Annotated in this window: 8 protein-coding genes; 7 read left to right on the top strand and 1 reads right to left on the bottom strand. The window is 50.0% G+C overall.

All coding sequences use genetic code 11. The features are described from left to right. Window positions 1-59: 59 nt before the first annotated feature. Complete coding sequence (locus KQX66_RS02770; protein ID WP_216789716.1) at window positions 60-1,400, top strand: amino acid permease; 1,341 nt, start codon at window positions 60-62, stop codon at window positions 1,398-1,400. A 94-nt stretch (window positions 1,401-1,494) separates the two neighbouring features. Here KQX66_RS02770 and KQX66_RS02765 read toward each other — a convergent pair whose 3' ends face one another. Then, window positions 1,495-2,373 (bottom strand): LysR family transcriptional regulator, encoded by an 879-nt coding sequence (locus KQX66_RS02765; protein ID WP_216789369.1) that lies wholly within the window; start codon window positions 2,371-2,373, stop codon window positions 1,495-1,497. 441 nt (window positions 2,374-2,814) lie between these two features. Here KQX66_RS02765 and KQX66_RS02760 point away from each other — a divergent pair, with 441 nt between their 5' ends. Genes KQX66_RS02760 through KQX66_RS02735 form a run of 6 tightly spaced genes read left to right on the top strand, consistent with a single transcriptional unit; the run spans window position 2,815 to window position 20,408 of the window. Continuing rightward, entirely contained in the window at window positions 2,815-3,852 is a 1,038-nt protein-coding gene (locus tag KQX66_RS02760; RefSeq protein ID WP_216789368.1) for a 2-ketoarginine methyltransferase, read from the top strand. Between the two features lie 4 nt (window positions 3,853-3,856). Then, a complete protein-coding gene (locus tag KQX66_RS02755) occupies window positions 3,857-5,005 on the top strand; it encodes a beta-methylarginine biosynthesis bifunctional aminotransferase (protein ID WP_216789367.1) in 1,149 nt (382 codons plus the stop codon). 13 nt (window positions 5,006-5,018) lie between these two features. Then, window positions 5,019-9,407 carry a non-ribosomal peptide synthetase gene (locus tag KQX66_RS02750; RefSeq protein ID WP_216789362.1) on the top strand — a complete coding sequence of 1,463 codons (4,389 nt, stop codon included), beginning with the start codon at window positions 5,019-5,021 and terminating at the stop codon, window positions 9,405-9,407. Between the two features lie 20 nt (window positions 9,408-9,427). After that, window positions 9,428-11,416 carry a cyclic peptide export ABC transporter gene (locus KQX66_RS02745; protein WP_216789361.1) on the top strand — a complete coding sequence of 663 codons (1,989 nt, stop codon included), beginning with the start codon at window positions 9,428-9,430 and terminating at the stop codon, window positions 11,414-11,416. 12 nt (window positions 11,417-11,428) lie between these two features. Beyond that, on the top strand, window positions 11,429-12,718 hold the full coding sequence (gene ectB, locus KQX66_RS02740; protein WP_216789360.1) for a diaminobutyrate--2-oxoglutarate transaminase: 1,290 nt from the start codon (window positions 11,429-11,431) through the stop codon (window positions 12,716-12,718). Between the two features lie 16 nt (window positions 12,719-12,734). Next, entirely contained in the window at window positions 12,735-20,408 is a 7,674-nt protein-coding gene (locus KQX66_RS02735) for a non-ribosomal peptide synthetase (RefSeq protein ID WP_216789358.1), read from the top strand. The last annotated feature ends 16 nt before the right edge of the window (window positions 20,409-20,424 follow it).

Genomic DNA, 20,424 nt, shown 5'->3' with positions numbered 1-20,424 from the left:
AAGGAGGCGAATTCACCATAGAACAGAGGATTCATGGTGTGACCGAGCTGCAGCGCACGATGAAGAGCAGGCATGTCTATATGATTTCACTCGGCGGAGTTATTGGCACAGGGCTGTTTATCAGTTCAGGGTATACGATTAGTCAGGCGGGACCTGGCGGTTCTATTCTCGCGTATTTGGTGGGCGGACTCATCATGTATCTCGTTATGATGTGCCTTGGCGAATTATCCGTTGCCATGCCTGAATCAGGCTCTTTTAAAACGTATGCGACCAAATATATCGGACCTGCTACAGGATTTACGGTCGGTTGGTTATATTGGTTTGGTTGGGTGATTACCTTAGGCTCTGAGGTTACGGCTTCCGGATTAATCATGAAGCGCTGGTTTCCTGACGTACCGACTTGGATCTGGTGTACTATCTTTGTTATTGTGCTTTTTTTGCTGAATGCTCTTTCTACAAGAGCATACGCCGAGACGGAGTACTGGTTTGCAAGTATTAAGCTATTTACGATCATCGCATTTATTGTTTTAGGCGGCGCTGCTATGTTCGGTTTTATTCACATGAAAGGTTATTCGTCTGCTCCTATGTTTTCTAACTTTACGGGAGCAGGCGGTTTATTTCCTAATGGTTTAGGCGGCGTGTTGATGTCGATGGTCACGGTTAATTTTGCATTTCAGGGCAGTGAGCTCGTTGGAATTGCCGCGGGAGAAAGCAAAGATCCGGAGACTTCCGTGCCTAAAGCCATTCGAAATACAGTCTGGCGAATTATTTTATTTTTCCTGCTATCCATTTTTGTTGTCTCGGGATTAATTTCGTGGAAAGAAGCGGGGGTCATAGAAAGTCCGTTTGTTATGGTTTTTGACAATATCGGTGTTCCTTATTCTGCCGACATTATGAATTTTGTTATCTTAACGGCTCTCTTGTCCGTTGCGAATTCGGGACTGTATGCTTCATCCCGTATGCTTTGGGCTCTTTCAAGAAGTAAAATGGCTCCTGCTGCTCTAGGAAAATTAACAGCAAGAGGAGTACCGTTAAATGCGTTAATCATTAGTGTCGGTATTGCCTGCTTGTCGCTGTTATCCAGCGTTTATGCGGCAGATACCGTTTATCTGTGGCTAGTTTCGCTTGCCGGATTGACCGCTATTATGGCTTGGATGGCTATAGCCGCTTCTCAATATATGTTCCGCAAAAAATTCCTCAAGCAAGGGGGACGTCTTACTGACTTGAAATACCGTACCCCGTTGTATCCCTTTATTCCAATAGCGGCCTTCATCCTATGCACGGTTGCTTGCATCGGGCTTGCCTTTGATCCGAATCAACGGCTTGCGCTGTATTGCGCAGTGCCATTTGTTACTTTTTGTTATGTTATTTATCATATGAAGTATAAGAAGAAAATGTAAAATAATAAAAATTGAAATCGCTTACTGATACATTTGGGCAGAAAAAATGGTAGAAGGGGACGCATGCTCCTTCTGCCATTCTTTCTGCCCAATTTCAATCTTCCAAAGGTTTCCAAGCCTGCTTGAGAAGATCGCTAAAGCTTTGAATATTTGCTTCTTCCGACCTGGATTTGAGGTAAATAAGAGAGGTTTCAACCCGATGTTGAAAACGATGGATCGGGACAAGCTTACCCGTAGCCAGCTCCTCCTTGATTCCGTCTGAGCTTAGCAAAGCGATGCTTGTCTGATTGATTGCCGAACGCTTGATCGCTTCATCGCTGCCGGACTCAATGATGTTCGTAGGTTGATATTGTAATTCGGATAGACATCCTTTAATGACGTCTTCCAAATTACAACTTTCTCTATAAGTGATCAGCGGGTAATGGGAGAAAACCGTGGACAAGTCATATTGCTCGGAGATCTCTTGGGTCGTAACCATCATAACCTCTTCTGTGTCCAGGTTAATCGATTCCATCTCGGATGAATTATACTTTCCTGCGATGATTCCGATATCGGCTTGATGGGAGCTTACTAGCTTTATTGTTTCTTTACTATTGTAGCAAGCCAAATCTAATTTAACCTTTGGATGGTCTTTAATGAAAGAACTGATTAACAACGAGAGATGTCGGCCGTAGTAATATTCAGGGGCTGCAATGGCAAGTTTGCCGTACGGTTCGTCAAGCGTTTTTAAAGCGGTTTCCAAATCGGTTATAGCGTTCAAAATGATATCCGTATGGTGTTTCACCAATTTTCCGGTAGGGGTTAAGAACGTTTTTTTGCCGACACGATTAAATAAAGGATGTCCCAATTCTCTTTCCAATGCTTGAATTTGGACAGAGATCGTAGGCTGTGTATAGGATAAAATTTCGGCTGCTTTGGACAAATTTAATTGGTCGGCGACGACTTGGAAGGTTTTAAGGTTTCTGAGCTCCATTTTATACCTCCAAATGAACTGCAAACAATCAACAAAAAAACCAGACAATTCCTCTTTATTATATCAATGAAATAGTTCCGTTGCCAGAACTCCAGGTTCGTCATGAGCGGCACGCGGTTGCACTTGGACCATTTTACTATGCTGCCTGTGAGTTCAGCGCCGCCGTGTGAATCTTATACTTATTGCAACCTCAAGGATCGACGATTGTTGTCTTGAGAACGCGTAAAGTGTAGTCGAGAGAAAAAGCTTGTTATTAGATAAATTCAGGCGTGCGGGGGATATGTGATGAATTGGTTTTATAATTTAACCATGAAAATCTTAATCATTTCTTCATGGTTTAATAACATTGCGAAAACATTACTGAAGTAAAGTTTAACCCAGCGTGACAGATATCCATTTTTGAGCCATGCTTATGCGACTATTTACGGGAGATGATTGGAAATGGTAATGGTAGTGCCTAAACTGGAAGATCGATTGATCGAATCAACGCAGCCAATCCGCTATTTTACTCTGGCTGTTAGTATTTATCATCTCTTTGATACAGGGTTATTCGACGTTCTCGTCGAGACTGGCTCCGCATCTGTCGGCGAACTGGCGAACAGGCTGGAATTGGATGAAGAGAAATTAGAGGGGTTTCTCAAATATGCAAAGAACGAGCAGATTGTGATCGAGGAGAACGGCCGATTCCGATTAAGCCCAAAAGGGGTTGAACTGGGAGATTTTCGGGGCTGGTATACAATGATGATCGGCGGGTATGCGGAAACGTTCCTCCAGGTCGGAGGCAAGCTGAAGGCGAACTCCGGGTGGGCCAGTCGCGATTCGATGAAGGTAGGGGTGGGAAGCTGCGGCATCAGCCATTACGATGCGATACCTTTGACTCAAAGCCTCATGTCCCGCATTCCAGGCGGATGTCATCGGCTTTTGGATCTGGGGTGCGGAAACGGTCTGTATTTGGTTGAGTTTTGCAAGCTGTACCCTGATATCCAGGCTTGGGGAGTCGAGCCGAGCGAAGGGGGCTACGCGGAGGCGGTCAAGCTCGTGGAGGAGTATGGTTTGCAGAATCGGATTCGCTTGACCTGCAGTCCGGCCATCGAGTTTTTTGAAGGCGATTTTGATTATGAACCGGATTTCATCGTATTGGGCTTTGTACTGCACGAAATTCTCGGACAGGACGGCGAAGAGGGCGTCATCCGCTTTTTGACACAGATCACGGATCGCTTCCCGGAGATCCATATTATCATTATTGAGGTTGACAACCGCATCGACGACCCGGACATGATGAATCACGGTTTAGCTAAAGCGTACTATAACCCCTATTATCTTTTGCATTATTTTACACGTCAGCGTTTGGAGACGGAGAAGTACTGGGACAACCTTTTTGCACGTCTCAATCTCACCGTGAAGGCGAAAGAAACTGTGAACCACCATGTCGACTCTACTGATTTGACCATTGGTTATTTATTACAAAGGGGGAAATGAGCGGATGCAGCGGATTACCACTTCGGATAGCCCCTTTACTTTGCTCCAGCAGCGGTTGCAATACGTCAGTCTTCAGCAGGAGAAGCCATGGCGGGTATGGGTAGAAAATGTCCCCCAATGGGAGACCCAATCGCCTACAGCGCAATTTGAATTCCCGCTCGTCAGCGAATACGCCCCTTGCGAAGGCTATCCGTTTTTGTTAGACGCCATTCGCAATCGGGAAAACGGGATGTACGGCTTGCAGCTTGAGCAGGACCAGATCCTTGTCACCAACGGAGCTCTTCACGGGCTTTCGCTTATTTTCCGTTCCTTGTACCGGCCTCATGCGGTCGCTCTTTGCCAGGCTCCTATACTGGGAAGCATCGCTACAATTTTGGAAAGCTATGGTTATACAATTAAGTATTTTACTTCGCATCAAGGCGAGCTTGATATCGAGAGGCTTAAAGCGGAATGTGCCGACCCGAACGTGAGCCTGGTTTATGTCAACACGCCCCATAACCCGACCGGAGACATCCTTTCCCGGAATACCCTGGCTCAACTTGCTGAACTGGTTCAACGCAGGGGGATTAACCTGGTTGCAGACATGATTTACGACAGTCTTACCTTTGATGGCGCGCAGTCGTTCACACCGCTCGCGGCAACCTCTGTATGGAAAAACGTCTATGCGGTAAATTCGATGTCCAAAAATTACGGCTCTCCCGGTCTGCGGATCGGTTGGGTGATGTCGGACCGGGAAAATATACGGCGTATGGCCGGCTTTTTTGAGCAAGAATGTGTCGCCATCTGCGGCATAGCGCAAAAGCAAGCCCAGCTTTTACTAGAACGCGGCAACCGGGATTTGGTAGAGACGATCGCCGCGCGAAAAAAATATATAGAAGCGAAGCTCGCGGCTTTTCAAGGTATCAGCTATATGGTCCCTCGAGGCGGAACCCAGTTCTATGTGCAACTGCCGGTGGACGATATCGACTTATTTGCAGATTATATGCTGGTCAATTACAGTTTTGCGATTACAACCATAAGCAATTATCAAGGCGGAACAGGCTCTTATATCCGAGTTCCAACCGTGTACCCGATAGAGACGACTGAAGCTGCATTGGAACTTCTTGCGGAAGGGATCAAATCTTTTAGCTTCCATTACATAATGTCTCCATAAAGGGTGAGTAACCGTGACGAAATGGCCGTTGACCAATTCGCAGAAAAGAATTTGGTATGTGGAAAACATCTACCCGAATTCGAATATTCATAATGTTGCTCTTGCGATGCATTTTAAAGGCTGCATTGATTTTAGAACTTTGGAGATGTGCATTCAGATCTTTATTAGCAAACATCCGGGCATACGTATTCAGATCGGACATAGCAATAATGAAACGCATCAATACGTCGTTGAGCAGCAAAAGCCTGTGGATTTTATTGATTTCAGCAAGCAGGATCAGCCAGAAGCGGCTTTCCATGCATGGGTGAAGAAGGAAATGGCTGCGCCGTTCCGGCTGGAGCATTCGCCGCTGTATCACATGACGATGTTTCGCATTTCAGACGAGAATACAGGATTCTTCTATCGGTTTCACCATATCATTGCTGACGGCAAATCATTGACGCAAATCATCGTCGATCAAATCGTCGAGCTGTATGAGAAGCTGACGGCCCGGGAACCGGTGAATAAGGAAGTGGAATTCTCCTTCCTGGATTCGATTGACAATGAGCAGGCGTATCTCAATTCGAAGCGATTTGAGAAAGGCCGGCAATTTTGGCTCGATAGATTCAAGGATTTGCCGGAAGCTTTCCCCATTCGTTCGAGTTCAATGATTAGCAAGCGGACAAGGTTCAAGCTCAGTCTTGAACAAACCGGGCGAATGAAACAATTTGCCGACCGGCATCAGATATCCATGAACACCTTCTTCGTGGGTGCGATGCTGCTTTATTTGAATAAGTTCGTTCAGCAAAATGATTTGATCATTAACACCCCTGTCTTGAACCGCTCGGGACACCAAGAAAAAAATATGTTCGGTATGTTTACGAGTACCATGCCACTACGAATTTACATCGACGAGCAGCAGTCCATTTTAGCTGTATTGCAAAGCGTTCAGAAAGAATTAATGAGATGCTACGCGCATCAAAAATATCCATACAACCTCCTCCATCAAGATCTACAACTCAAGAAAAAAGGAATCGATTCGTTGTTTGAGGTAATCGTCAACTACCTTGGCACGAGGCCTCCACGAGAAATGAACGGCGTTCCGCTGGAACTCGTGGAATACACCAGCGAAAAACAAGCGGAATCGCTTCAGTTTATTATCAAGGATTGGTCCCTGGACGGGAGCTTGTTAGTCGAGTACGACTACAAGACGGACCTGTTTACGGACGAAGAAATCCGTTTCATGCATACCCGGCTGCTGTTTCTGATGGATATCATGATGCAGCACGAATCTGTCACGGTCTCTGATCTTAGTCTCGTGAGTGAAGAAGAGAAGCGAACGCTTATCTTTGACATGAACCGTACGGAATCGGAGTATCCCCTACATAAATCGATCAGTGAATTGTTTGAAGAGCAAGTGAACAGGACGCCGGAACGCCAAGCGGTAACGTTCGGTCAACAAACGTTAAGCTACCTCAGATTGAACGAACAAGCGAATCAAGTGGCATGGGGTCTTATTGGGCAAGGCGTAAAGCCCGAGCAATGCATAGGCATCTTGTCGGAGCCCTCGCTGGAAATGATGATTGCCATTCTTGGAGTGCTCAAAGCGGGATGCGCTTATGTGCCTATCTCCGCAGCATATCCTAATGAGCGCATCGATTACATCATTCAAGATAGCGCGCTGGAAATCATCCTTTCGACCAAAGCGCAGTTTGAAATCGCAGGATATTCGGGCAAATGGCTGGTAGTGGATGACGTTTTGCAGAAAGTGGAGCTCACGGATAATCCCGCTATTCGCGTGTACCCGGAGCAGCTGGCTTATGTGATTTACACATCAGGCACAATGGGCTATCCCAAAGGCGTCATGATTGAAAACCGGAATGTCGTCAACCTGGTCGGCACTCTGCATGAAACGATCTACCACAATGACGATCAACCGCTGCATATTGCGCTTGTCGCTCCCTTCGTATTCGATGCTTCAGTGCAGCAAATGTTTGCCGCTTTGCTGGGAGGATATCATTTACATATCGTGCCGGAGGAAGCGCGCGTAGACGGCAGGCAATTGTTAGCTTTTTACAACCATTATCGAATCGATGTTTCCGACGGGACGCCGGCGCATATCAAATTGCTGGTTCAAGACGATTCTACGCGGGGACACGCCATTCACGTGAAGCGACTTATTATTGGGGGAGAACCGCTCTCCTCAGATGTCATTCGCGCGTTCTATGCGCATTTTCAGATGGAACAAACCCAAATCACGAATATATACGGCCCGACGGAATGCTGCGTCGATGTCACTTCTTACACGGTCACCAAAGAATCGTTGGATCAGTATAAGATCCTGCCTATCGGGACTCCACTGCATAATTCCAGTCTGTATATCATGAACAAGGACATGCAGCTTAGGGGGATCGGCGAGGTCGGAGAAATTTGCATTAGCGGGACCAATGTAGGCAGGGGATACCTCAATCGTCCTGATTTAACGGCTGCCGCCTTCCTCCCTAATCCGTTCATTCCCGGTCAGCGCATGTACAGGACCGGTGATCTTGGAAGGCGCATGCACAACGGCACGGTGGAAATTTTGGGACGCAGCGACGATCAAGTGAAAATCCGCGGCTATCGGATCGAGCCGGGTGAGATCGAAGCTCAAATCCGTCAGTATCCCGGCGTCAAGGAAGCGGTGGTGCTTGCCCGAGCGGGGCGGGATTGGAATAGGCAGTTATGCGGTTATTATGCGGCTAACCATGAAATCGAGACGAGCGCGCTCCGGGCGCATCTGTCCCGTATATTGCCCGACTATATGGTGCCTTCCTATTTTGTGCAGCTCGATCGCATTCCTTTATCGCAAAACGGCAAAATCAACCGGCATGAATTGCCCGATCCTGATCTCAAAAAGGAATCGTCCGCCGCATTCGCTCCTCCGGAAACGGAAAAGGAACTGTTGTTGGCCGGCGCTTGGAGAGACGTACTGGGTGTGGAAACAGTGGGCCGTCACGATAACTTCTATGCTTTGGGCGGCGATTCCATTAAAGCGATTCAAATCGCCTACAAGCTCCAAGATTGCGGATTTTCGGTCAAAGTAGCGGAAATGCTGTCCAGCCCTGTATTCATGGAGATGTCGGAAGTGATGACCGCAAATGGAACCGGCCAACAGCAAGGTTATTTGCAAGGTGTTGTTCCTCTCACTTCTTTGACGGAAGGCGTGGAATCGATCATCTTACATCTGACAAGCGAATCGTCTACCCATCAAGTGGGCTCGTGCCTGACGGAGCTGGTACGCCACCACGATTCCTTGCGGCTTGTTATGGACATCGTAGGGAATGGATTAAGGTACGATGACCGCTACACCAAGGAAGAGCTGAAACCGGAATCGATCGATCTCGCGAATGTGCATGCTGACGATTTGGAAGAGCACCTTGCATGCCATATTGGGCGCATTCATTCCATGATTCAATTGAACGGCTCACCCTTATTCAGAGGATGCTTGTTCGATTTGGGCGAACAAGGAAAACGGCTGCTGTTGGCCGCTCATCGCCTCATTGTCGATCCGACTTCGTGGAGAATCATCATCGAGGATTTGGCCGGCATGATCGACAGCATCCGGCGGGGAACCCCCATTGCCTTGCCGCCTAAGACGCATTCTTACCAAGAATGGGTATTAAAGCAAAGCGGGCTCTCTACGGAATCTGGAGCCGTTAACCAAGAGCAGGAGTATTCGGCATCCGGCACGGGTTACCGCGTCGTCAAAGACTTTTCTCCTCTGCATACCGAATGGCTGCTGTCCAAGGCTAATGAAGGTTACAACACGGAACCGGATGACTTGCTGGCCATGGCCGTCGCTTTTGCCGCGAACGACATGTCTGACGGCAACCCCATGCACATAGCGCTCGAGATCGACGGCCGACAAGACCAGGCCGGGCAGTTGGACGCGGCCAGAACGGTGGGCCGCTTTACAAGCTACTGCTGTCCGGTGCTGACTCATGATCCTTCCGGGTCTATGTCCCAACGAATAAAAGCAGCCAAGGAGCAGCTGCGTCATGCGTCCGCCTCTCCTGTTTTGCGGCTCTCCGAGCAGCCTGATATTTGCCTTCAGGGCGTAAGAAGCTGGGATCATATGCCTTCCTATTCTTGGGTCTCCATCGATCAGGAAGGAAAGTACCGGGAGATAAGCCCGGGCGCGCCGATGACAGGCTTGCTGGCTATTGCGCCAATCGTCGAAGAGGGGACGCTTCAAGTTATCTTCACCTCGAATGCCGGCCTCTATACCGAAGACGCACTGAGCAAGCTGGCGGCATTGTTCGCCCAGCACCTCATCCGGATTATGGAGCACTGCTTGAGCTTGAATCATACTGAATATACGCCGTCGGATTTTGATTCCGCAGATATTTCACAGGAAGATATCGATCATATATTTTCGTTATAAAAACGAAGGAGAGTCGCTATATGAGCTTGGATGCTATTGCGATTATCGTAATGAGCCTTGCGGGGAGCTTTGCTCTTGTCACTTTGGTTTATATGCTCCTCGTCCTTGCCCAGATCGCAGGCAAAACGAGAACCTATCGGAGCATAGGACGACGGGCTATGGCAAGCTTCCTGCTGACTGTCACTTTTATGGCGAGTCTGGGATTCGGCATTTATAGAATCCCTGCTCTGCTGGGGCATGATCCATCCTGGCAGCGCCTGTCGGAATGGGCCCCGCCAAGCCTACTGCCGGCGGCTATTATCCTCTATGCAGCTATGGTGATCTTCTACGTGTATGCGGTATTGATCGCTTATTTTCCCCGGAAAAACGAAAAGCCGTGGTTTTACTTAGGAACTTTAAGTATACTGGGCGGCGTAAGCAATGCGTTAATCATCTTCTGCATCAATATCGCCGTCGCAGGCGGCCGCGCGGAATTAAACAAAATGCTGCTGTATTTCACGCTGGCGCTGACCTTTTACGTCATTTCCCAAGTATTGGTCAGAAAAAAACTAATCTCGATTGCGAACGAGCTCATCTACGACAAGCGCATGACGATGATCGACACTTATCTTCGTTCTCCCTACGAGAAATTGGAAAATGTCGAGAGTGGGCGGATCTATTCGAGCTTAAACAATGAAATGGAAGTCATTAGCGAATTCGCGAATACACTCATCACGGTGTTGACGAGCTCAATCACGCTGATCAGCTGTTTTGTGTATCTAGGGGTGTTAAACCCTTATGCGCTGCTGCTTCTGTTTTGCGTACTCGGGCTTATTGTGCTGATCTTTCACAGACAATCCGGAAAGCTGGACGCGATTTGGGAGAACGTCAGAGACCTGCAAAGCATGTTTCTCGATTTTATCCAGGATATGGTCGGGGGCTCCAAGGAGCTCTCGATCAATAAAAAGAAAAACGACCAGTTCCGCGGGGATATCGAAGCTAGCTGCAACGTTTACATGGAGCGGAGAATTGTTGGAGAAGTCAAGTTTGCCTATGTCACCATCATGAGTGAGATCAGTTTTATTGTCATTATCGGAACGGTTGTTTTTCTATTCCCGCATCTGTTTCAAAGCCTGGATGTCGCCACGCTGCAAAGCTTTGTATATCTATTCCTGTTCATGATCGGGCCTATTACCGTGTTATCGGGCGCGATGCCCAATATGATGCAAATGAAAATCAGCTGGCAGCGCATCAACCAATTTATGCATGATCTCGGAGCTTTGCCGAGGTCTCAACCGGATGTCTCGGATTTGGCCGGTGCCGATCAGACTACCCCTGTAACCTTGGAATTGGTAGATGTCCATTTCAACTATACGGGCGATAACGGCGAATCGTTCATGGTAGGTCCGATTAATCTTCGCTTTCATTCAAGTGAAATCTCATTCATCACGGGAGGGAACGGCAGCGGGAAGTCAACGCTGGCCAAGCTTATCACAGGGTTGTACTCGCCAACCCAAGGCGAGATTCGCATCAATGGGCGCCCCGTCGGGTCCGCGCAATTGGGAGAATATTTCTCTACCATTTTCAGCGACTTCTACTTGTTTAAGAGAATGTACGGCGTTGACCTGGAACGGAAAGGCCCTCTGGTCGCAGAATACTTAAAGCTGCTTCGCATTGAAGACAAGGTCGAAGTTAAAGACGATGCTTTCAGTACGGTTAAGCTGTCTACCGGACAAAGAAAACGGCTTGCTTTTCTCATCAATTACTTGGAAGATAAACCGCTTTGTCTGTACGACGAATGGGCGGCCGACCAGGACCCGGAGTTCCGCCGGTACTTCTATGAGGTGCTGCTGCCCGAATTAAAAAAGGAAGGCAAATGCATCATTGCGATTACCCATGATGACGCTTATTTCGATTTAGCGGATCAACTCGTCAAAATGGAGTTCGGAAAGCTGCAGAAAGTTGAACATCGTAAGGTTCGACGCACAAAGCCGGCGGAATTACATTTCTCCACTAATCTCAATGCGTAAGGGTGAAACTTTATGAACGTATTTGAAGAATGGGAATCGAATGTGCGATCTTATTGCAGAACCTTTTCAGATGTTTATAGCAGCGCTAAAGATAGCGTCATGGTAGCGGAAAACGGGAAACGTTATATTGATTTTTTTGCTGGCGCCGGCGCCCTGAATTATGGGCACAACAACGCGTATATCAAGCGAAAAATTATGGACTATCTCGAAAATGACGGCGTTATTCACGGATTGGACATGTTTACCAAGGCGAAACAGGCGTTTATTGAAACCTTCCAGAGGGAAGTTCTCGCTCCTGGCCGTTATCCGTACAAAATGCAGTTTTGCGGTCCGACGGGTACGAATGCGGTGGAGGCGAGCATCAAGCTGGCCAGGAAGGTGACGGGGCGTACGGGCGTATTTTCGTTCATGGGCGGATTCCACGGCATGTCGCTCGGAAGCCTGGCTTTGACCGGCAACCTTTACAACAGGGCGGGTGCGGGAGTTCCCCTCTCGCATGTGACGTTCATGCCTTACCCATACGGCTTCATGGATACGTTCGATACCATCGCCTATATGGAAGCTGTTCTGACGGATGAAAACAGCGGGATTGAGAAGCCGGCAGCCATCATCTTCGAGACCGTGCAGGCGGAAGGCGGCGTGATCGTCGCCCCGGTTGAATGGATGCGCCGACTGAGCGCTTTGTGCGAACGGCACGGCATTTTATTGATATGCGACGATATTCAAGCGGGATGCGGGCGAACGGGAACTTTTTTCTCCTTTGAACGCGCAGGCATTGTCCCTGATCTTGTCATTCTTTCCAAATCGATCGGCGGCTATGGATTGCCGATGTCGCTCGTTCTGATGAAGCCTGAGCTCGATATTTGGCACCCTGGGGAGCACAACGGCACCTTCCGAGGCAACCAGTTGGCCTTCATTGGCGGCACGGCTGCCCTGGAATACCGCAAACAAGTGAATTTGGAGCAGGAGGTAGCAGCGAAAGCCGCATTCCTTGACAGCTTTTTGCATAAAGAAATTACTCCTCTTGACGCCAACATCCAGATTCGCGGCATTGGGATGATCTGGGGGATTGATGTCTCCAATCTTACGGATAAAGCGATATCGAAGAAAATTGTCGCAGAGTGTTATGAGAGGGGACTCATTATCGAAAGGGCGGGAAGAGGCGATACGGTCATCAAAATAATGCCGCCTTTAAATATCGAGACCGAGCTTTTGATGCAGGGCATGGCGATCATTAAGACGAGCATGCAAAAGTTTTGTGCGCAAGAAGTTTGCAGCGAGAGACAAGGCGTTTATGCCTAATCATAGGGGAGAGACCATGAGCAAGCCAGTGATTACGAAAGAGAATGTCGAAGATATCGTTAATTTGAGTCTAATGCAGGCCGGCATGCTGTTTCACTATATCAAAAACCCGGATTCGAATATGTATTTTGAGCAATTCGGGTTTCGGATAACGGGTGTCATCGACATTGATAAAATTAAGCAAGCCTGGGGCAAGGTCGCTGCCGACAATGAAATGCTGCGCACGGTTTTCAAGTGGGACAACATCGATCGGCCGGTTCAACTGGTCCTCAAGCAATTCGATCCGCCTGTGCTGACGATCGATTTGACCCCTTATTCCGCGAATGATCAGCTTGCGCAGCTGCAAGTCATCAAAGAAACGGATCGGGCGCAAAAGCTGGTCCTGGAGTCTGAGCCCTACCGCATTCTGCTCTGCGTACTGTCCGACAATGAAATCGAAATGATTCTATCCAATCATCATATTTTGTTTGACGGCTGGAGTATGGGGATTCTGCTCAAGGAGTTCCAGGACGCCTATAATCGTTTGCTTGATGGGAAAGAGCATCAGAAGCCGAGGAAAGGAAAATACAAGGAATTCGTCAAATGGCTGCAGGTCCAGGACAAAGGCAAGTCGTTAACCTACTGGAAACGTTATTTGGCGGCATTCGAGCCTACCCGGCTGAAGACCAATCAGGTCCATGAATCGGACGATTATGCCGTGGATCACTTGACGTTCAACGTCCCGGATACGGTGTACCGCGAGGCCCAGGATTTGGCGATAGCCTCCAACCTTACTCTAGCTCCCCTTCTATATGCGGCTTGGGGAGTGCTGCTGCAGCGGTATACAGGCGTGGACGATGTGGTTTTTGGCTCGGTGGAATCGGTGAGACCCCATCAGCTGAGGGAAATGGAACAAGTCGCAGGCTTGTTCGTTAATACGCTGCCGACAAGAGTGAGCTTGACGGCGGGCGCGAGCGGGAAGTCCCTCATCCATCAGATTTCCGAAGACATGAAGGCGCGGGAAAATTACCGGTATACGTCTCTTGCCGACATCAAAGCGGAATGCGGTTTGAAAAATAATGAATGGTTTGATTCCATCGTCGTACTGGAAAATATCCCTTTTGAACACATTTTTCATACCGAAGGCAGCCGCCTTCAAATTCGCTCCTTCGCCGGCAGCGGCAAGACGAATTACGATATTTGCCTGAAAATGTTTCTGCACGAAGGGCTATCCTTACATTTTGAATATAATCAAAATTTGTTTGACCGCCCTGCTATGGAGAAGCTGGCTCACCATTTTAGCGTGCTTTTGCATGCAATCGTCCGCAATCCGGACGGTCTCGTGGCCGATCTCACGATGATAACGGACGCCGAGCGGCGGCAACTGGCCGCTTTTAATGATAGGAAGGCCGACTATCCGCGGGATAAAACCATTGACCGGCTGTTCGAGGAGCAAGCGGAACGAACGCCCGAACGAGCAGCCGTCTCCTTAGGCCAGGAGCAGTTAACCTATCGGGAATTGGATGAAAAGGCGAATCAGATGGCCCGGGCGCTGCGCAGGCGCGGGGTTGGCTCCGGCAACATCGTTGCCATTAAGCTGGAACGTTCGTTAGAGATGATTGTCAGTTTTCTCGGCGTATTGAAGGCGGGAGCTGCTTTTGTACCGATCGATCCCAAGTATCCGTATGAAAGGGCCAGGCTGATCCTGGAGGAATCTCAGGCCGCTGTTCTGATCACGCAAACCCGTTTGATGGACCCGGGCTTGACCGGGACGCCGGTACTGGATGTGGAGACGGAACCGCTGGAGGAAGAAAGCAAAGCTCCCGTAGATTATGTCAATACGCCGAATGATTTGCTCTATATCATCTACACATCGGGTACGACAGGCAAGCCAAAGGGCGTGATGCTGGAGCATCGCAACCTGGTGAACCTGCTCTATTTCCAATTTACTCAGACGAATATCGACTGCAGCGGCAGCGTGCTGCAATATACGACCTTGAGCTTCGACGTGTGCTATCAAGAGGTCTTTTCCACCTTATTGTCCGGTGGGAAGCTGCATCTCATTGATAATGATACCCAAACCGATGTCAACCGGCTATTGGAAGTCATTGCTGGCAATCAAATCGAGGTGCTGTATTTACCCGTCTCCTTTCTCAAATTTGTTTTTCAGGACAGCGATTTTGCGGCCCGTTTCCCGACCTGCGTCCGGCATATCGTGACAGCCGGAGAGCAGCTCGTTGTCAGCGACGAGTTAAAAAAGATGCTCCGTGCGCAAGGCATCTACCTGCATAATCATTACGGTCCTTCGGAAACTCATGTCGTGACGACGTATACGGTCGACCCGTCGAATCCGATTGCCGATTTGCCGCCGATCGGCCGACCGATTGCCAATACGTCCATTTACATTCTCGATGCGCACCGTCAATTGGTGCCTCAGGGCGTAGCGGGCGAATTGTATATCGCCGGGGATAATGTAGGCCGGGGATATGTCGACAATCCGATGCTGACAGCGGAGAAGTTTTTTCCCGACCCGAATCATCCGGGAGGAAGAATGTACAGCACGGGCGATCTGGCGCGCTGGCTGCCTAACGGTAACATTGAATATTTAGGCAGAAAAGATGATCAGGTCAAAATTAGGGGGCACCGGGTTGAGCTCGGTGAGATCGAATCTCAATTGCTGCGGCATCCGCTCGTTAGGGAAGCTTCCGTGAAAACATGGCTGGAAGCGAACGGCAGCCCCTATTTAGCAGCTTACATCGTACTGGAAGAAGAAATGAGCTTCGGACAGTTGCGGCAAGATCTGGCGTATTCGTTGCCGGAATACATGCTTCCTTCTCATTTTGTGTGGATGGAGAAGCTGCCGATTACGTTAAACGGGAAGGTCAACAAGAATGCACTGCCGCAGCCGGCCGAGGATTTGCTTAACGAAACGGCATACATACCGCCTAACAACCCGGCGGAAGAAGCGCTATGCCGCATTTGGCAAGAGGTGCTTGGCGTTGCGAAATTGGGAATCAGGGACAACTTCTTTGAACTTGGCGGCCATTCGTTAAAAGCGATGTCCCTGATGTCGCGTGTTCATAAGCTTATGAATGTGAAGATCGCCCTGCGGGATATATTCGAGCATCCGACGATTGAGCAATTGGCTAAAGTCATTCAACAACAGAATAGTCATCAATTCATATCTATTGTCAAAGCGGAACAAAGGGACTACTATTTGCTGTCGTCCTCGCAGAAGCGGCTGTTCATTCTTCATCAACTGGAAGGCGCCGAGCGAGCATACAACATGCCGGAAGTGCTGCTGCTTGAAGGAAAGCTGGATCGCGGACAGCTGGAGCATGCCTTTGCCGGTCTCATTGCAAGGCATGACGCGCTGCGCTCTTCGTTTGAACTGATCGATGGCGTTCCTGTTCAGCGCATTCATCCGACCGGCGATTTTCGCATCGGTTATCTCGAGGCGTCGGAAACGGAAGCGAAGGCAAGCATTGACGGCTTTGTTCGTCCATTTGATCTGAGCCAGGCGCCGCTTATGCGCGTGGATTTGATCAAGATCGGAGAAGATAAGCATCTATTGTTGTTCGACATGCATCATATCATTTCGGACGGCATGACGATCGGCCTTCTTTTGCGCGAATTAAGCGAGCTTTATGCGGGGAACACCCTGCAGCCGCTTCATCTTCAGTACAAGGATTACTGCGTATGGCAGCAGGATTTCATGCAAACGGATGAATATAAAAAAGAGGAAGCCTACTGGCTGGACGCGCTGGCCGGGGAAATCCCGGTTCTGGAACTGCCGACGGACCGTGCCAGACCGGCGCTACAAAGCTTCAACGGCGACCATATTCAGGTTGTGTTAGATCAGGATTTGTCTGAGCAGCTCTATCAATTGGCCGGCAGGACAGGAACGACCATGTTCATGGTGCTGCTGGGGGCGTATGCAGGTCTCTTGCACAAATTAACCGGCAAAGAAGAATTCATCGTAGGATCGCCGATTACGGGAAGACCGCAGGACGAACTGACGAACATCATGGGGATGTTCATCAATACGTTGGCGCTGCGCATGTTCCCAGCAGGGAATAAACGGTTTTCGGACTTTTTGAAAGAGGTCAAGCACACGGCATTATCCGCGTATGAGCATCAGCAATATCCGTTTGAAGAACTGATTGAGAAGCTGAACATCCGCAGAGATATAAGCCGTAATCCAATCTTCGACACGATGTTCGAGCTGCTGAATGTGGAGCTTGCTTTGGAATTGACGGATGTTCAGGCAAGGCCGTACAAATTCGGCTATTGCGCCTCCAAGTTCGATTTAACCTTTAGCGTGCTTGAAGAAAAAGGCGGCATTAAGCTTATTGTTGATTATTGCACAGCCTTATTCAATAAGGAAACGATTGAACGATGGGCCCGGTGCTACGTACAGCTGTTAAGGCAACTGGTTCATGAGCCGGACGCCGTGCTGGGCGACATCGAACTGTTGTCCGAAGCGGAGCGGGAGCACATTCTGGTTGGATTTAACGATACCGCTGCGGCTTATGACACGGAGAGCAGGACGTTTCATGAAATATTCGAAGAGCAAGCGGCAAGAACGCCCGATCAAACGGCGCTTGTCGTCGGGGAAGCGGAATGGACGTATGCCGCTTTGAATGCGCAGGCCAATCGCTTGGCTCGCGCGCTACGGGCCAAGGGCGTGCGGCGCGAGACGATCGTTGGCATTATGGCGCGCCGCTCCGCGGATACGATCATCGGGGCGCTGGCCGTCATGAAGGCGGGTGGGGCGTACCTGCCGATCGATCCTGCCTACCCGGCGGGGCGGATCGCGTACCTGCTGCGCGACAGCCAGGCTGCGCTGTTGTTAACCCAGCGCGAGCTGCAAGGGCAGATCGCGGAGCTGCTCACGGGCAGCCGGGCGGAGGAGTCCTCTGAAGGCGCAGGCTTCAGCGGAGAAGTGCTTTATTTTGAGGATGACGGTTTGGAGGCGGAGAGCTCCGCCCCTGTAGAGCTTCTCAGCGGGCCGGAGGATTTGGCCTACGTCATCTATACTTCGGGGACGACGGGCCAGCCCAAAGGCGTGATGATCGAGCACCGAAGCTTCGTCAACGTCGCCATGGCTTATCGGACGGTCTATCGATTGGATCAATTTCCGGTGAGACTGCTGCAAATGGCAAGCTTCTCTTTCGACGTGTTCTCAGGGGATATGGCGCGTACCTTCGCGAACGGCGGACAATGCGTCTTATGCCCGGAGGAAGTGCGGGCCGATATTCCCGGACTGGCGAGGCTGCTGCAAGAACGAGGCATCACGATCTTTGAATCGACGCCGGCGCTGATTACGCCGTTATTCGACTATGTGCAGGAGCAGGGCATCCCGCTGCCGGAGCTGAAGGTTGTGATTGTGAGCTCGGACAGTTGCTCCGTGGAGGAGTATGCCAAGCTGCAAACGCGGTTCGGCGCGGACATTCGGATTCTGAACGTGTATGGCGTGACCGAAGCGAGCATCGACACGAGCTACTACGAGGAGCCGCTGGACAAGCTGCCCGGCGCGGGGTATGTGCCGATCGGCAAGCCGATGCCGAATATGCGCATGTATGTGGTCAATGACCGCATGCAGCTGCAGCCGGTCGGCGTGCCGGGGGAACTGGTCATCGGCGGCGCCGGCGTAGCGCGGGGATATTACCGGAAGCCGGAGCTCAGCGCGGAGAAGTTCGTAGCGAATCCGTTCGTGCCGGGCGAGCGCTTGTACCGGACGGGCGACCTGGTCCGCTGGATGCCGGACGGCAATCTCGAATATTTGGGCCGGATCGATAACCAGGTACAGCTGCGCGGTTACCGCGTGGAGCTGGGCGAAGTGGAGTCGAGGCTGCTGCAGATTGCTTCCGTGCGGGAAGCGGCGGCTATCATCCGCGATGACGGGCAGGGAGAGCGGTATTTATGCGCGTACGTGGTGGCGGATGAAGACCTGGCCACCGCGGGGATGCGGGAAGATTTGGCGAAGACGCTACCTCATTTTATGATCCCGTCGTACTTTGTGCGGCTGGAGCGGATGCCGTTGACGCCGAACGGCAAAGTCGACAGAAAGGCGCTGCCTGCGCCGGACCGGGAAGAGGGCGACGTATCCTATATAGCGCCTAGGAACGAACTGGAAGATAAGCTGGCCGCGATCTGGCAGGATGTCTTGCGCCTTGGGCGCGTGGGGGTCCGCGACAATTTCTTCGAGATCGGCGGGCACTCGCTCCGAGCCACCGCGATGATTTCGCGCATTCATAAGGAATTGAACGTCCAACTGCCGCTGCGGGAAGTTTTCCTGTCACCCACGATAGAAAAGCTGGCTTTCGCGATTGAAGGGCTGAACGGCAACTCGTTTGCAACTATCGTCAAAGCGGATTCCCGCGCGTATTACCCGCTCTCCTCCGCACAAAAGCGTCTCTATATACTGCAGCAAATGCCGGGGTCGGAGCTCATTTACAACATGCCGCATGCGATGATGCTTGAGGGAAGGCTGGAGCGGGGGCGCTTGGAAAAAGCCTTGTCCGCGTTGATCGAACGGCATGAGGCCTTGCGTACATCCTTCGAGATGGTAGACGGCGTGGTGGTGCAGCGCATTCATCCGGCGGTAGATTTCCAAGTGCGGTACAGGCAGTCAACGGAAGAGCAGTTGGACGCTCTGGTGAAAGCTTTTGCGCAACCGTTCGATTTGGAGCAAGCGCCGCTGTTCCGGGTTGAGCTCATCGCTTTATCGGAAGAGCGCCATTTACTGCTGTTGGATATGAATCATATGATTTCCGACGGTTTTTCTCTGGACATTATTCATCATGAGCTCGGCGAGCTCTATGCAGGGAAAGATTTGCTCCAGCTGGACATTCAATATAAAGACTATGCGGTTTGGGAGCGGAAATATTTCGACAGCGACATCTTCAAGGTTCATGAAAATTATTGGTTGTCCGCTATGGCGGGAGAACTGAGCACGCTGCAGGTACCGACGGATTATCGGCGTTCCTCCGTTCAAAGCTTTGCCGGCGATACGGTCGCTTTTAGCATTGACAAAGAGCTCACCGACAAACTCCGGCAATTGTCTATGCAAACGGGAACCACATTATACATGGCGCTCATGAGCGCCTATCACATCTTGCTCCATAAATATACCGGACAGGAAGATATTCGCGTGGGCTCGCTTATTGCCGGAAGGTCCCATGCGGATCTTGAGCCGATTGTCGGTATGTTCGTCAATACGCTGGTGATCAGAGCGGCGCTTTCCGGAGAAAAAACGGCAGCTGGTTTCCTTCAAGAGATGAAGCAAACGACGCTTGCCGCGTATGAACATCAAGATTATCCGTTTGATAGGTTGGTGGAGAAGCTGGGGCTGAAGAGGGATCTAAGCAGAAATCCGCTCTTCGATACCTTGTTTGCCCTGCACAATACGGAAAATAGGGAGAAGAAGCTGTCGGATGTCGCCATGAAGTACTTCCCGCTTCCTTTTGCGGTATCGCTGTTTGATCTCTCCTTGGATGTGGTGGAACTGGGAGATACCCTTTATTGTACGTTGGATTTCATGACATCGTTATTCAAGAAAGAAACCGTTCAGCGGATGAGTAACGACTGGATCTTCATTCTCCGGACGATGACCGCAAATGTGGAAGTTCAGATCAAGGATATCCACCTGCAAACGTTCAATCCTTTAACGAATACCGTGGATGAACCGATTGAGTTTATTTTTTAACAACCTTGGAGGTTAA

Origin of the sequence: Paenibacillus oleatilyticus, assembly GCF_018998565.1 — a bacterium.
GTDB classification, from domain to species: Bacteria; Bacillota; Bacilli; order Paenibacillales; family NBRC-103111; genus Paenibacillus_G; species Paenibacillus_G oleatilyticus.
This window is presented reverse-complemented; position numbering and strand designations above follow the sequence as displayed.